The sequence below is a fragment of the Reyranella sp. genome, assembly GCF_965229815.1.
Taxonomy (GTDB): Bacteria; Pseudomonadota; Alphaproteobacteria; order Reyranellales; family Reyranellaceae; genus Reyranella.
Genome location: NZ_CBDDJN010000006.1, coordinates 1,945,232 through 1,957,898, shown reverse-complemented (window position 1 = coordinate 1,957,898; position 12,667 = coordinate 1,945,232). Strand labels below are relative to the sequence as shown.

Below are 12,667 nucleotides of genomic sequence, written 5' to 3'. Positions count from 1 at the left end.
CTCTCACCCAGCCTCTCCTTCGAGGGGGGGAGAGGAGCATGAGGCGCTAGTAGATATTCTCCGGCGACAGGCCGAGCATGATCTGGCCGACCGTCTCGTAGTGCATGAGGCGCCCCTGGCCCTGTTGCGCGACGGTGTCGATGTCGCGCAGGCGGCGTTCGAACGAACTGTCCTCGAATATCGCCATCGAGCCGCAATGGTGGAACAGCGTGTTGACGATCTCGCGTGACGACTGGATCGCCCAGGTCGAGGCGAGCCGCAGGCGCGTGCGCTGGTCCAGGTCCATCTCGCCGCGTTCCTCGATCGTCTCGAGCGCTTCGTCCGCCGCCGCGTGCAGGAAGTAGCGCGCCGACCGCCACTTCGCCTCGCACTGCGCCACGTGGCTCTGGACGACGTTGTTTTCCGCCATGGGCCTGGCCGCGCCGCCGCGGGTCTTTTCCCGCGGCAACCCTAAGAACGCATCCATCGTGCCGCGGGCGATGCCGAGCGCGACGCCGCCGAACCCGATCGAATAGAGCTGGGTGCTGGTGAAACGGTAGATCGGGCTGTCGCTGCGGCGGTCGCGGGCGTCGTCGCGCCAGATCGCGCACTCGTGCGGCACGAACAGGTCGTCGACGGAATACTCGTTGCTGGCCGTGCCGCGCAGTCCCAGCGTGTGCCAGATGTCGTGGAACGTGGCGCTGGCCTTGGGAAAAAGGAAAGTCTTCAGCTCCGTGGTGCCGGCGACCCGCACATGTGCGCCGAGCCAGGTGGCGTTCTGGCTGCCGCTCAGGAAACGCCATTTTCCGGTGAGGCGGTAGCCGCCGTCCACGGGCATGGCCTCGTACGGGCCGGGAGGCCCCCAGGCGAGGATGCCGTCCGGGCGGCCGAACATCTCCCGGGCAATGTCCGGCGGAAGATAGGCGCTCGCGGTCGAGCAGCCGTTGCTCTGGCACACCACCCAGCCCGTGGAACCGTCCGCGCTGGCGAGCGCCTCGGTGACCTGGGCGAAGATCGAGGGTTTAAGCTCCATGCCGCCGACATCTTTCGTCTTCAGCAGGGTGAAGAACCCGCCATCGACCAGGGCCTGGACCACGGGCCTGGCGAGCCGGCGGCTCTCGTCGTTCTCCTCCGAGGCCGCGGCGATCAGGGGCGCGAGATCGCGCGCTTTCTGCACCTGCGGATGGACGGTCGCCATGCTCTGTCTCCTGCTCCGCGAAGCGCGGCCCGATCGATTTCCGACGGACCGGGCACCCTGGTCAAGGGATCGCGGGTCCGGCCAGCCGCGAACCGCAGGTTGGAACGGGTTTGCCGCCGCGGGCCACGGCCGGGTCACCTTTGGGACGATCTTGATAGAGGCCGCCATTCGGCCGATGCTGGGAGCAAGAATGCTTCCCGGGAGGAGCCGGATCATGAACGCATCAGCGTCGCTGAGTCCCGCCCAGTCGATCAGGATCGACAAGGTCAAGGAGCATATCGGTGCCATCGTCACGGGCATCGATCTCGCCCGTCCTCTCGACGGCGCCACCCGGAAGGCGCTCTACGACGCCGTGGTCGAGAACGTGGTCCTCGTCATTCGCGGGCAGGATCATCTGACGCCGGGCCAGCTGCAGGCCGCCGCGGAAATGTTCGGCGAACTGATGGAGGACCAGAACCGGCGATACCTGGTCGACGGCTTCCCGCTGATCAGCGTGCTCGACAACCATCACCTCGACAGCAAGGGCCAGCCGGCAAAGGTCGGCGCCAATGCCACCTGGCACACCGACCATACCAACCAGGAATTGCCGCCGAAGTTCACCATGCTCTATGCGGTGGCCGTGCCGGACCGGGGTGGCGGGACGGCGGTCTGCAACGCGCGGGCCGGCTACGAAGCGCTGCCCGACGAGCTGAAGCGCAGGATCGACGGCGCCCGCACGGAGAACACGCTGATCAGCAGCGCGCGCATGAAGACCGCCAATCCGGACATCGTGAAGGCCCAGCGCGAGTCGACCCGGCCGCCGACGGTGCATCCGCTGGTCCGAACCCATCCCGAGACGGGGACAAAGGCCCTGTGGTTCCACAAGGCCAAGACCGAGCGGGTGAGCGGCCTGTCGCCCGAGGAAACCCAGGAGTTCCTGCAGGAGCTCACCGACCGCATCACGCAGCCGCAGTACTGCTACACGCACGAGTACCGGAAGGGCGACCTGCTGATCATCGACGACCGCGCTTCGCTGCACAAAGCGGGCTTCGACTACGATCACAGCCAGCACCGTCGCCTGTACCGGATGCTGGTGCGGGGCGACCGGCCCTACTGAGTCCGTCCAGGAAAGGCCGGAAAGGGGAGGACGACATGGCGAAACGACCGATGTATCTGCAGCACGTCAATGTCTACGTCCGTAACGTCGAGCGGTCGAAGCAATGGTACGAGGACCTGCTCGGTCTCCACGTCTACGAATACCGGCCGGGCTGGGCCGCCTTCCTGTCCGCCGACGAAGAGCAGTCGCACGAGGTGGCGCTGATGCAGGTCGGCGAGGACGCGCCTCTGCAGGCGAAAGGCCAGGTGGGCCTGAACCACATGGCCTGGCGCCTCGAAAGCCTCGACGACCTCAAGGCGTTCTACGCGAATCTCAAGGCCGCGGGGCAGCCGATCGAGCGCATCATCGACCACGGCATCTCGCTCGGCATCTACCTGCGCGACCCCGACGGCAACGGCGTCGAGGTCTTCTACGAGATGCCGCGCGCCGACTGGCCGGTCGACTACAACGTGTTCACGCGCGAGAAGACCGGGACCGGCCGCTTCCCCGGCCCCTGGGATGCCGAGATCGCCCCGCCACCGCCGAGCCGGGCGGCTGCGGGGTAGCCGGCGCGCTCGTCGTCTTCCGGACCCCGAGCCTCCACGCTCGCTCATGATCATGAGCGGACCCGGGGGTCCGCGGTCCAGAAGAACATTGGTCCGAGCAGTGACAATCGGGTTCCTCTCCCCCGTTAGGGGGAGAGGCTAGGTGAGGGGGTAGAAGGCTGCCTGCAGCCCCCTCACCCAACCTCTCCCCCTAACGGGGGAGAGGAGCATGAGGAAGAACGCGTTCTTTCGCTGCCGAGGGGCGGGTATGCCGCTCCGATAACTTCACGTGCTCGGAGTAGCGCGCGCCCAGCAATGAATCGATGGGATAGCGCGCCTAATTCCCCGACAGCCGCGCCACCCAGGCAGAGACCGCGTCGCCGCTGCTCATGTCGCCCTGGACCAGGCCATCGATCATGAAGGTCGGCGACACATGGATGCCGTTCTGGCGGGCATATTTCGTATGCCGCTTGACCTCCCGGTCCAGCGTCGGAAGGGCGTAGGCCTCGGCCAGCTTCAGGCCGGAATGGTCCTCGACGCGCGCGATGACGTCAGCGGGCGACAGGTCCAGCAGGGGACCGCTGCAGTGGTCGGCGGGCTCGTACTGGTCGCGGTGGTTGGCGACGCCCGCCAGCACCTTGCGGGCGGCGTCCTTGCCCGCGCCGAGCGTGGAGGCGGCGAGCACGCACCGCGTGATCACCCCGGAGAACAGATGCCAGGGCTGGGAGTGCAGCCAGATCCTGAGCGTGATCCTGTCGGCACCCGCCGACTGCAGGGTCTCGTCGAGCTTGCCGAACGCCTTCGCCGAGAACGGGCAGGTCGGCTCGAGGAACACCTCGAAGACCTTCGGCCCGTGCCCCCAGGTCAGCGGATCCGCGCGCCACGCCGTGTTCTTGTCGGCCATTCGTTCACTCCTTGCTTCCGTCGTGCCTGCCGCATGGCCTCCTCACAGCGCCGTCATGCCGCCGTCCACGAACAGCAGGGTGCCGGTGACATAGGAGGCATCGTCGGAGGCGAGGAAGAGGATGGCGGCGGCGACTTCCTCGGCCCGGCCCGGGCGCTTCATCATCGTGCCGCGGGCGGCCTGGGCGTTGTACTGCTCGACGGTCTCGCCGGCCGCCGCGATGCGCCGCGCATGGAACGGCGTGAAGATCGGGCCGGGACCGACGGCGTTCACGCGAATGCCCTCCGAGGAGTGGTCGGCGGCGAGCGCCCGCGTGAGGCCCGCGATGGCGGCCTTGGTCGTGTCGTACTGAAGGTTGCCGCCGCCCGCGACGACCGAGCGGACGGAGGCGACGTTGACGATGGCGCCGCCGTTTCCCTTGCGCATCAGCGGGACCGCCGCCTTGGCGCAGAAGACGTAGCTCATCAGGTTGACGCCGAGGATCTCGTTCCAGCTCGCCGCGCTCGCCTGGTCGATCTTCTCGTATTTGCGGATGCCGGCATTGTTGACGAGGATGTCGAGGCGCCCGAATTGCTGCGCCGCACCCTCGACGAAGCCGAGGCAGGCGGCCTCGCTGCCGACATCGGCCTGCGTGAAGGCGACCTTGGCGCCCGCGGCCTCGAGCTCGCCCGCCACGCGGCGGCCGCGCTCGCCGTCGCGATCGCAGAACGCCACGCTCGCGCCCTCGGCGACGAAGCGCCTGACCGTCGCCTCGCCGATTCCCGAGGCCCCGCCCGTCACCGCGGCGATCTTGCCGTCGAGCCTTCCCATGGTTTCCCCCTTCATTCGGTCGTGTCGGTCGCCTGTTGCGACCGCCACAGCATGCCGGCCGGGCTGGGACCGGTCAAAACCACCGCGAGAGAGGGCGTGGGAAGCGATTCCGGCCGGATGGAACGGCGGTTCGCCGGGCACGGCCGGCGGCAACCATCCGTATCACCAGTCGTTACCCGCCATCGAGCGGACAAATTGGGCGGTTATTGAACCGGTCCCATCTGGGAGGAATCGAGATGTCGAGGCTCTTTCTGAGAATGACTCTCGTTGCCGGCATCGGCCTTGCTGCGGCGGCCTGCCAGGATGGCGCCGGCTACGGCACCCCGACCGGCTACTATCAGCAGCCGGCGCCCGTCTACTATCAGTCGGCGCCGGCCTACCGCGCCCCGTACTACGGCAATGCCTACGCGCCGCCGCCGCGCCAGTACGGCAACCCGTACGGCAACCAGTACGGCTATGCGCAGCAGCAGCAGGGCTCCTGGTACAACAAGTCAGACGGCCGTCGCTACACCTCGGTCACCGTGACGAACCGCGGCCAGAACGGGTATCGCGACGACGTCGTCCAGCAGCAGGTCGTCTGCGGCAGCCAGTATTACGACGGCTACCAGACCCGCACCGCGCCTTCGTGCTGACTCGATAAGCCCTTGATCGGAGCGCGGACCTCCAGGTCCGCTCATGATCATGATGCGGACCTGGAGGTCCGCGCTCCGAATTTTGACGCCCTCTGCTAGCGGGGGGCGCGCGCGCCATCGCTCGCTAGCCACGCATCGCCGGCTGGAAATCGTGCACCACGACTTCCTCGGTCACGGTGTCCAGGACGGCGCAGCTCAACTGCCGGCCGTTATGCGGGTCGCGGCCCTCGCCGGCCGAGCCCGGGTTGACCACCAGCACCCGGCCGACGCGGCGGACGACCTGCCGGTGCGTGTGGCCGTAGAGCAGGATGTCGGCGTCCGCCTCGCCGAAGCGCTCCAGCTCGGAACTGGTGGGCAGCACGTAGCTGCCGCGCGGCTCCCACGGCGTCGAATGAACCATCAGGATGCGCTTGCCGCCGAGAAGCACGTCGCGTCGGTGGGGCTGCCCGGCGAGCCAGTCGAGCAGGTCGCGGTCGATCTCCGGCGCGGACCGCGCCCGCACGCCGGCTGCGCCGAGGAAGACCTCCTCATGATTGCCCAGGATGGTGATCGCGTCGCGCTCGCGCAGCCGAGCGATCACGGCGTTCGAGAACCTGTGCTCGGAGATGCTGTCGCCGAGACACAACAGCGCCTCGACCGGTCCCATGGTCGCCAGCGCGCGGTCGAGGCCGGCGATGTTGCAGTGCAGGTCCGAGACGATACCGACCTTCAACGAATTCCCCCGGACGGGAAATGCCGGCGGATCATGCCGGCAGCGCCGGCGTGAGGATCGCCAGCTCCAGGCGCCGCTTCTCCGCCTCCTCGTCGAACGTCGGCCCGACGATCCTGTAGGGACGGCGAAACTCGAGCCGGATCGGCCAGCATCTCGGGCTGAAGAGCAGGCGCCGCAGGGACTCTCCGAAGCCCGGCAGATCGCGGCTCATGGCCTCCGTCATCCCGACATGCAGCGGCAGGATCCAGGCCCGCTTCTTCCAGGCGGCCTTCAGGACCTGGCCGTTCCGGATCCGGCCCATCCTGTTCGGTCCGACCGAGACGTGCTCGGCCTGCTTGACCGTCCGGCCGCCTTCGAGATGGGCGATGAACGATTGCCGCCTCTCGAACAGTTCCATCACCCGCTTCATCGCGGACCAGTTGAGTTTCCGCGATTCCAGCGTGTCGTCGCGGCCGACCCGGATGCAGCACAGGCGCTCATGGCCTTCCGGCGTGAGACCCTTGAACAGCTTCTTGTCCGGAAGGCTCCACGGAAACATGCGGAGGCTGAACATTGCCCAGGGCCAGAACACGAGGGGAATGAGGAACGTCTCGATGAGCGATGGATGGTTGGCGACGATCAGCACGCGGCCGCGCCGGACGTAGTGCACGGCGCGCCAGTAGCCGCTGATCCGGATGACGCGGAGCAGCCCGAGCAGCCAGAAGGGGAGGCCGAGAAGGGTTCCCAGCAGCACCGCCATGGCGAGACCGCTCGAGAGCGACGCCAGCCGGTCTTTTCGTCCCCGTTGCATGGCACGCACGGTAGTCCAGGCGCCGCGTCCGACCAAGGGCGGTCGGATCGTCAGGGCTGCAGACCGACTGATGGTCGAAATCCGCCCTTCGTCATCGACTTCCGGCTGGTCTACGATGCCGGCAATCGGGAACAACACGGGTGAGGAGACGCCAGCCATGCGCACGAGCTTTTCCGTCGGCGACATGACCATCCACCGGATCGTCGAGCAGGAGAGCGGCTTCACGCCCATCCTCGACTTCCTGCCGACCCTGTCGAAGGAAACCCTCGACGAGAACCTCTCCTGGCTGGCGCCCGGGGGCTATGACAGCGCGAGCGGCAATGTCGTGCTGTGCTTCCAGTCCTACGTCGTCAAGACGCCGCATCACAACATCCTGGTCGACAGCTGCATCGGCAACGACAAGAACTTCCCGAACCGGCCGACCTGGAACAAGAAGACCGACAGCAACTGGATGGCGGCGCTCGAGGCGGCCGGGCTCGGGGTCGAGGACATCGACTTCGTGATGTGCACGCATCTGCACGGCGATCATGTCGGCTGGAACACGCGCCTGGAGAACGGCCGCTGGGTCCCGACCTTCCCCAAGGCGCGCTACCTCTTCTCCAGGAAGGAATACACCTACTGGAGCGAGATCCACCAGAAGACGCCGCTCGACCAGATCACCGACAGCGTGCTGCCGATCATCGAGGCCAACCGGGCGGAGCTGGTCACGAGCGACCATGCGCTCAACGACCATATCCGGCTGAACCCGACGCCGGGCCACACGCCCGACCATTTCGCGGTCTGCGCCGGCAAGGGCTCCGACGCCGCGGTGTTCACCGGCGACCTGATCCATTCGCCGATCCAGGCCCGCTACCCCGACCTGGTCATGCGCGTCGACACCGACCGCGACCAGGCGGTCCGCACGCGCCGGAGCTTCTTCGAGCGCTACTGCGATACCGACACGCTGTGCTGCACGATGCACTTCCCGTCGCCCTCGGTCGGCCATGTCAAGCGATGGGGCGACGGCTTCCGCCTGGAGTACGTCAAGGGCTGAAGCCGAGGACCGATGAATCGCAAGGGAGTCTCCCGGAAGCCTGCCGGGCGCCTGCGGGTCGGACGGCGCACGATCGACGTGCCGGCCGTGCCCTCGATGACGGACGCTGAGCGGTCGGCGCCGCCGGGGAAGCCCCCCGGCGCCTGCGTCCGCCCGACCCCGATCGACCGTACCGCCGTCCACTATCTCGACAGCGTGCGCGCCGTCTTCCGTCCGCGGAGTCGCGACGGGCTGGCGCCCGGCCTCGAGCGCTTCATCGGCCGCGAGGACACTTTTCGGCATGTCGGCATGACCGAAACGGCATCCGAGGGCACACAACCCATGATGCAGTGCCCGCCGAACTGGCCGGGTTCCACGACCTGGGTGTCGATCCGCGATCTGGAGATTCTCGAGATCCTGGAAGACCAGGACGTGCGGGCGGGCTGATGAGGAAGCGCCTTCCCGGACGTAGGGTCGGGGTGAAGGGCGGCGGCCGGTCGGTCGCGGTTCCCGCCGTGAAGTCGATGGCCGACGTCGATCCTGTCGCGCCGTCGACGGCCTCCGGTGCCGGAGATTCGGAGCATCCGCCGGACGGACCGGACGATGAGCTGACCCGGACGATAAAGGCTGCCTACCAGTAGCGCATCGAAGGAACCGTCAGCCCTCCCGTGAAGAAGGAGAACGTCATGCCGCTGGTGCCGCGGATGCTGGTCCGGGTGACCTTTCCGCTGGCCGCGGCGAACGTGATGAACCAGGCCTCGCGCACCGTGATGGCGATCGTCGGTCCCGTCATCGCCGTGGAACTCGGCCTGTCCGCGGTCGAGCTGGGCGTGCTCGCCGCCTGCCTGTTCGCCGCCTACGCCGCCGTCCAACTGCCGCTGGGGGTCGCGCTCGATGCCTTCGGCGCCCGGCGCGTGCAGACGGTGCTGATGGTGCTGGCGGCGGTCGGGTTCGCGATCTTCGCGCTGTCGCCGGGGTTTGCCGGGCTCGTCGTGGCACGCATCGTCCTCGGGATCGGCATCTCGGCCGGCCTCATGGCGGTGATCAAGGCGCATGCCGACTGGTTCGAGCGGAGCCGGGTGGCGTCCATGACCGGTATCGCGAGCGCCCTCGGCGCGCTGGGCAGCACGCTCGCCACCTCGCCCGCGCAGGCCATGCTGCCGGCGGTCGGCTGGCGGGGCGTGTTCTGGGTCCTGTGCCTGGTGGCGCTTGGCGTCGCGACCTGGATCTTCCTGTCGCTGCCGGAAAAGCCGGCCGCCGATCGGCGTGCGGGAGGCGTTGCGCGGCGCCTGCGCGACGACATCGCGTTGAGCGGCCGCATCCTCGCCTCGCGGCCGTTCTGGCGGTTCGCACCGGCGGTGGCGACGCTGTCGACCTTCAACTTCGTCTATCTCGGCCTGTGGGCAGGGCCGTGGCTGCGCGACGTCGCCGGCATGGACGGGCCGGGGCGGGCCGGCGTGCTGTTCCTCTACACCTTCGCGATGGTCGCGGGCAGCCTGCTTGCCGGCGGCGCCGCCAGCCGCGCGAGCGCGGCCGGCCTGCCGCCGTTCCTCGTTCCGGTCGTGTCGCTGGTCGGCCTGGTGCTGCTGCAGGGCGGCCTCATGCTCCAGCCGAGCCAGCCTTCCGTCGTGCTTGCGCTGTGGCTCGGGATCGCGGTGTGCGGGGCGGCCGGACCGGCAGGCTACATCGCGGTGTGCCAGATGTTTCCGCCCGAGCAGACGGGACGCGTATCGACGGCGGTGAACACCCTGACGCTGGGCTGCGCCTTCCTGGTCCAGGCGGCGATCGGCTGGATCCTCGATCTCTGGCCCCGCACCGTTTCGGGCGGCTGGGAGCCGGACGCCTATAGCTGGGCGCTGGCGCTGACCGCGGCGCTCCAGGCGCTCGCGGCGCTGGTGATGGCGACGGCCCGTCGGCGCGATCGACATGCCGGTTGAGGGACAAGCGCGCCAGCAGCAGGGACCGGTGCCCGCTCGCCGCCGCGGCCTCCACGCCCTGCTGCAGCGCCGGTCGGCGATCGCCTTCCTGATGACCGTGCCGCTGCTGGTCGTGATGGTCGGGCTCGTGGCCTATCCCACGGGCTTCGCGATCTGGCTGTCGATGCTCGACCGCACGACGACGCGGTTCGTCGGGCTCGCCAACTTCGCGCTCCTTCTCGACAGCAGCCGGTTCTGGGGGATCGTCTGGCAGACCTGCCTGTTCGCGTTCGCCGCCGTCGCGCTGAAGGCGTTCCTGGGCTTCGTCGCCGCCCATTTCGTGCACAACCTCCCGGCCCGCGGCCAGCGCAAGTGGCGCGGCATGCTGCTCGTGCCGTGGGTGATCCCGGCGGCCATGAGCGTGCTGGCCTGGCGGCTCCTGTTCGAGCCCTCGTTCGGCGCCCTCAACTGGATCCTCGAGCAGGTGGGCCTGCCCCGCATCCTCTGGCTCGGCGAGACGGGCTGGGCGCGCTTGTCCGTGATCCTGGTGACCGTGTGGTTCGGCGCCCCGTTCTTCATGGTCATGTACCTGGCGTCGCTGAAGTCGGTGCCCGCGGAGCTCTACGAGGCGGCGTCGATCGACGGCGCCACCTGGTGGCAGCGCATCCGCTACGTGACCCTGCCGATGATGCGCAACATCATCGCCATCACCATGATCTTCTCGCTGATCGGCAGCTTCGCGGGCTTCACCATCGTGAACGTGCTCACCAACGGCGGCCCGCTGGGCGCCACCCAGGTGCTGGGCACGTCGGCGTTCCTCGTCGGCATCATCGGCGGCAACCTCCCGATGGGGGCGGCCATCTCGCTCTTCATGGTGCCCGTCCTGGCGGCGGCCGCGATCCTGGTGCTGCGCGGCGTCGTCCGGCGGGGCAGCGATTCCTGACGGCACTGCAGGCACACGCTGATAGACGCACAAGGTGTGGTGTCGCGGCCGGATGTGCCCGCAGGGGGTGGCGTCCCCTGGAGCCCAAAAAGTCGCAATAAAAGATCGCGCGGGTGACCGCCGTACGGGACCCTGGTGATCGACAATGACTTCTGTTATCATCTGCCGGGGGCGTCGTGAGCGCTCGGGAGGGGCTCTCGTTGCTAGCGCCGCGGCTCGGAGATCGAGAACAGGTCGCGCTCGCCCAGCTCGGCGGTCCGCCGGCGCTCGAGCTCCTGGTTGTAGCGCCGCAGGGCAAACTGCTCCGTCAGGTAGCCGGCCACCGAACGGTCGCCGACGGAGGCCAGCACCGGCAGCGTTTCCACTTCCCGCTGCTCGAAGCGGGCGAGGGCGGTGCGGACATTGTCGTAGGGCAGCAGGAAGAGATCGGCGTCCGCGGCGAGATCGCCCGCGAGGCGCCGGTCGGGCCCGTCGCCCGCCTCGGCCTCGTGAACGGCCGAGATGTCGATCGTACCGGCAAAGGCGCCGTTGCCGTCGACCACGAACACGCGCTTCGCGCTGCCGAGCGGGAACTTCTCGCGCACCGCGTCGATCGGCATCGTGGCGGGCACGGTCTTGGGATCGGCTCGCATCAGGCGGCTCACCGTGAGGTCGGCGAGCCAGCCGACATCGTGCGGGCTGCGGATGCCGAGGCCGCGCTGATGGAAGCGCCAGGTCGAGAAGGAGTAGCCGAAGGTGAGGCGCACGATGGTGGAGGCGAAGACGACGCCCACCATCACGCCCACGGTCAGCGGGAAATTGCCGGTCCCTTCGAGCACGAGGAACATCATGGTCAGCGGGGCGCCGATCACCCCGGCCGCCACCGAGGCCATGCCGACCATCATCAGCGTCGCGTGCTGCTGGACGAGGTGGGGCGCGAGGTAGCCCGCCACGTCGGCGAAGGCGGCACCGAACAGGCAGCCGAGGAACAGCGAGGCGCTGAACAGGCCGCCGCGGAAGCCGGCCCCCAGCGAGAGGGCCGAGGCCAGCAGCTTGGCGGCGAGCAGGACCAGCAGAAGCGGCAGGGTGAAGCTGCTGTCGAACACGAGCTGGATGGCGCCGTGCCCGCTGCCCAGCACCTGCGGCACGAGGAGCGCGATGGCGCTCACGAGCAGGCCGCCGACCGCCGGGCGAAGCCAGGGCGGCAGGGGCAGCCGGCGCAGCCCGCGCTCGGCCCAGGTCACCGCCTGCATGGCCAGCACGGCAAACCCGGCGGAGAGGATGCCGAGCAGGGCGAACGCGAGGTAGAGCCACGGGCTGAAGGGGAAGATGAACCCGACGTCGAACAGCGGGGCGGGGTCCATCAGGGCGCGCAGCGTCAGCGTGCTGGTGAGGGCCGCCGCCGCCACCGGCGCCAGGGACTGCACGGAATAGCTGCCCAGGATGAGCTCGTAGCCGTAGAACGCACCGGCCAGAGGCGCATTGAAGGCGGCGGCGATGGCAGCGGCGGCGCCGGCGCCCACGAAGATGCGCAGGTCCGACCGGCGAAGCCGGAACAGCTGCCCGACCTTCGAGAGCACGCCGGAGCCGAGCTGGGCGTAGCCCGCCTCCATGCCGACCGCCACGCCCGAGGCGTTCGAGATGATCGTCGAGACCAGCAGGCGGAGGCTGTCGATCAGCGACAGGCGCCCGCCATGGAGGGCGTTGGCCTCGATCGGGTCGACGACCTCCTTCGGGCGGAAGCGGCGTCCGACGAGGGCGGAGAGCCCAAGCAGGAGGCCGCCGATCAGCGGGATGACGAGGATGCGCTGCGGGTCGACCCCGATGCCGGTGCTGAGGCTGTGCTCGGTGGCCAGCCGGAAACCCGTCTCGTGCAGGAGATCGACCAGCGCATGGACGCCGGCGACGAGGGCGCCCACGACGGCGCCGAACGCGGCGCAGACGAGGATCTGGATGAAGTCGTTGGACCGCAGGCGGCTCTGCATGCGGAAGACGCGTCGCGCCCGCGCCCAGGTCGCTGCCCGGGCCCATCGGGACGGCCTTGCCGCCGCGTTTCCCGCCATGGTCGCCCTCTGCCTTCGATCGGTTCCGATATCGAGTCGGCCCTCTCCTTCCTCGTCATTCGGGGCCATCTTGAGGCGCATTGCCGGCAACGGCGGCCGTACCGATGCG

General features: G+C 68.7%; 14 protein-coding genes. 8 read left to right on the top strand and 6 right to left on the bottom strand.

The window, feature by feature from the left end:
• Positions 1-46: 46 nt before the first annotated feature.
• Positions 47-1,177, bottom strand: a complete 1,131-nt coding sequence (locus ACO073_RS20605) for an acyl-CoA dehydrogenase family protein (RefSeq protein WP_421999851.1) — start codon at positions 1,175-1,177, stop codon at positions 47-49.
• 214 nt (positions 1,178-1,391) lie between these two features.
• On the opposite strand from ACO073_RS20605, the gene ACO073_RS20600 reads away from it, so the two are divergent.
• On the top strand, positions 1,392-2,273 hold the full coding sequence (locus ACO073_RS20600) for a TauD/TfdA dioxygenase family protein (protein WP_421999849.1): 882 nt from the start codon (positions 1,392-1,394) through the stop codon (positions 2,271-2,273).
• A 35-nt stretch (positions 2,274-2,308) separates the two neighbouring features.
• The gene (locus tag ACO073_RS20595; RefSeq protein ID WP_421999848.1) at positions 2,309-2,818 is read left to right on the top strand and encodes a VOC family protein; all 510 of its coding nucleotides are present in this window, start codon (positions 2,309-2,311) and stop codon (positions 2,816-2,818) included.
• Positions 2,819-3,134: 316 nt separating this feature from the next.
• On the opposite strand, the gene ACO073_RS20590 is transcribed toward ACO073_RS20595, so the two are convergent.
• Positions 3,135-3,701 (bottom strand): DsbA family protein, encoded by a 567-nt coding sequence (locus ACO073_RS20590; RefSeq protein WP_421999846.1) that lies wholly within the window; start codon positions 3,699-3,701, stop codon positions 3,135-3,137.
• A 42-nt stretch (positions 3,702-3,743) separates the two neighbouring features.
• A complete protein-coding gene (locus ACO073_RS20585; protein WP_421999845.1) occupies positions 3,744-4,511 on the bottom strand; it encodes an SDR family NAD(P)-dependent oxidoreductase in 768 nt (255 codons plus the stop codon).
• A gap of 257 nt (positions 4,512-4,768) precedes the next feature.
• Between ACO073_RS20585 and ACO073_RS20580 the strand changes: the two genes are divergently transcribed.
• Complete coding sequence (locus ACO073_RS20580; protein WP_421999844.1) at positions 4,769-5,143, top strand: hypothetical protein; 375 nt, start codon at positions 4,769-4,771, stop codon at positions 5,141-5,143.
• Positions 5,144-5,267: 124 nt separating this feature from the next.
• On the opposite strand, the gene ACO073_RS20575 is transcribed toward ACO073_RS20580, so the two are convergent.
• Together ACO073_RS20575 and ACO073_RS20570 are read right to left on the bottom strand one after the other, a co-directional pair.
• A complete protein-coding gene (locus ACO073_RS20575) occupies positions 5,268-5,855 on the bottom strand; it encodes a metallophosphoesterase family protein (protein ID WP_421999842.1) in 588 nt (195 codons plus the stop codon).
• Positions 5,856-5,886: 31 nt separating this feature from the next.
• Positions 5,887-6,645, bottom strand: coding sequence for a hypothetical protein (locus ACO073_RS20570; protein WP_421999840.1), 759 nt, complete (start codon positions 6,643-6,645; stop codon positions 5,887-5,889).
• Between the two features lie 157 nt (positions 6,646-6,802).
• Between ACO073_RS20570 and ACO073_RS20565 the strand changes: the two genes are divergently transcribed.
• From ACO073_RS20565 to ACO073_RS20545, 5 genes are read left to right on the top strand one after another with little or no spacing between them, the layout of a single operon-like run.
• Positions 6,803-7,678, top strand: coding sequence for an MBL fold metallo-hydrolase (locus ACO073_RS20565; RefSeq protein ID WP_421999838.1), 876 nt, complete (start codon positions 6,803-6,805; stop codon positions 7,676-7,678).
• Positions 7,679-7,690: 12 nt separating this feature from the next.
• Positions 7,691-8,104 carry a hypothetical protein gene (locus ACO073_RS20560; RefSeq protein WP_421999836.1) on the top strand — a complete coding sequence of 138 codons (414 nt, stop codon included), beginning with the start codon at positions 7,691-7,693 and terminating at the stop codon, positions 8,102-8,104.
• A complete protein-coding gene (locus ACO073_RS20555) occupies positions 8,104-8,298 on the top strand; it encodes a hypothetical protein (RefSeq protein WP_421999834.1) in 195 nt (64 codons plus the stop codon). Before ACO073_RS20560 ends, ACO073_RS20555 begins: the two co-directional genes overlap by 1 nt.
• A gap of 27 nt (positions 8,299-8,325) precedes the next feature.
• Positions 8,326-9,594: an MFS transporter gene (locus tag ACO073_RS20550; RefSeq protein WP_421999832.1), complete on the top strand. Its 1,269-nt coding sequence runs from the start codon at positions 8,326-8,328 to the stop codon at positions 9,592-9,594.
• Positions 9,584-10,516 (top strand): carbohydrate ABC transporter permease, encoded by a 933-nt coding sequence (locus ACO073_RS20545; protein ID WP_421999830.1) that lies wholly within the window; start codon positions 9,584-9,586, stop codon positions 10,514-10,516. Before ACO073_RS20550 ends, ACO073_RS20545 begins: the two co-directional genes overlap by 11 nt.
• 203 nt (positions 10,517-10,719) lie before the next feature.
• On the opposite strand, the gene ACO073_RS20540 is transcribed toward ACO073_RS20545, so the two are convergent.
• Positions 10,720-12,480 carry a chloride channel protein gene (locus ACO073_RS20540; protein WP_421999828.1) on the bottom strand — a complete coding sequence of 587 codons (1,761 nt, stop codon included), beginning with the start codon at positions 12,478-12,480 and terminating at the stop codon, positions 10,720-10,722.
• Positions 12,481-12,667 lie beyond the last annotated feature (187 nt).

Bases quoted from the DNA above. Each gene is read 5' to 3' on its own strand.
- ACO073_RS20545 (WP_421999830.1), top strand. From the start codon at position 9,584: ATGCCGGTTGAGGGACAAGCGCGCCAGCAGCAGGGACCGGTGCCCGCT.
- ACO073_RS20570 (WP_421999840.1), bottom strand. From the start codon at position 6,645: ATGCAACGGGGACGAAAAGACCGGCTGGCGTCGCTCTCGAGCGGTCTC.
- ACO073_RS20605 (WP_421999851.1), bottom strand. From the start codon at position 1,177: ATGGCGACCGTCCATCCGCAGGTGCAGAAAGCGCGCGATCTCGCGCCC.
- ACO073_RS20580 (WP_421999844.1), top strand. From the start codon at position 4,769: ATGACTCTCGTTGCCGGCATCGGCCTTGCTGCGGCGGCCTGCCAGGAT.
- ACO073_RS20600 (WP_421999849.1), top strand. From the start codon at position 1,392: ATGAACGCATCAGCGTCGCTGAGTCCCGCCCAGTCGATCAGGATCGAC.
- ACO073_RS20540 (WP_421999828.1), bottom strand. From the start codon at position 12,480: ATGCAGAGCCGCCTGCGGTCCAACGACTTCATCCAGATCCTCGTCTGC.
- ACO073_RS20565 (WP_421999838.1), top strand. From the start codon at position 6,803: ATGCGCACGAGCTTTTCCGTCGGCGACATGACCATCCACCGGATCGTC.
- ACO073_RS20590 (WP_421999846.1), bottom strand. From the start codon at position 3,701: ATGGCCGACAAGAACACGGCGTGGCGCGCGGATCCGCTGACCTGGGGG.
- ACO073_RS20560 (WP_421999836.1), top strand. From the start codon at position 7,691: ATGAATCGCAAGGGAGTCTCCCGGAAGCCTGCCGGGCGCCTGCGGGTC.
- ACO073_RS20585 (WP_421999845.1), bottom strand. From the start codon at position 4,511: ATGGGAAGGCTCGACGGCAAGATCGCCGCGGTGACGGGCGGGGCCTCG.
- ACO073_RS20555 (WP_421999834.1), top strand. From the start codon at position 8,104: ATGAGGAAGCGCCTTCCCGGACGTAGGGTCGGGGTGAAGGGCGGCGGC.
- ACO073_RS20595 (WP_421999848.1), top strand. From the start codon at position 2,309: ATGGCGAAACGACCGATGTATCTGCAGCACGTCAATGTCTACGTCCGT.